Raw genomic sequence first — 571 nt, 5'->3', positions numbered from 1 at the left:
CTACCTGCGCGTAGTTCTCGATGATGTCGGTGAGCCCTTCGGGAGTGAGCGCGCTGCGCCAGAGGTAGTCGGTCTTGATGCCATCAGGGTTGGGCGGGTTGCCCGCGCCGTCGTTGTATCCTTTGTCGAATGGCAGGAACCAAGAGTCCTCCCCCTTGAGATGTGTGCAGAACCGAACCTCCTGATCGTCTACGGCGAAGTGCGCGAGGCAGCGCCCGAAACGGAATAGCACGGCGTCATCAACGGTCTGCTTGGTAAGGCGGTTCTTGAGCTCAAATGTGACCACCGGAAGGCCATTGATGAACAGGCACAGATCCAGGGCTAGTCCAGCCTCATCGCGGCTATAGCGCAGTTGTCGAGTGACGCTGAACACGTTGGCGCCGTAGCGCTGAGCAGCCTGGATGTTACCTGGAGACGGGGTGCCGTAGAATAGGTCCACCGATGCCGGACCGTGCTTGATGCCGTTGTGCAGGACATCCACCACACCCCGTGCGGTGACCTGCCCCTGCAGCCGAGCCAGAAACTCGCGGCGCTTCGGCCCATCGGCGTCAATGGCCAGCTGCTCGACTAC

The 571-nt window shown here is 61.1% G+C and carries 1 protein-coding gene; it reads right to left on the bottom strand.

Features of this window, described 5'->3' with window-relative positions; all coding sequences use genetic code 11:
* The coding region (locus ACMUOY_RS20735; RefSeq protein ID WP_413894594.1) for a type I restriction endonuclease at nucleotides 1–571 on the bottom strand (571 nt) is incomplete at both ends.

It is taken from the genome of Candidatus Skiveiella danica, assembly GCF_022705245.1.
GTDB lineage: Bacteria > Pseudomonadota > Gammaproteobacteria > Burkholderiales > Burkholderiaceae_C > Skiveiella > Skiveiella danica.
This window is presented reverse-complemented; position numbering and strand designations above follow the sequence as displayed.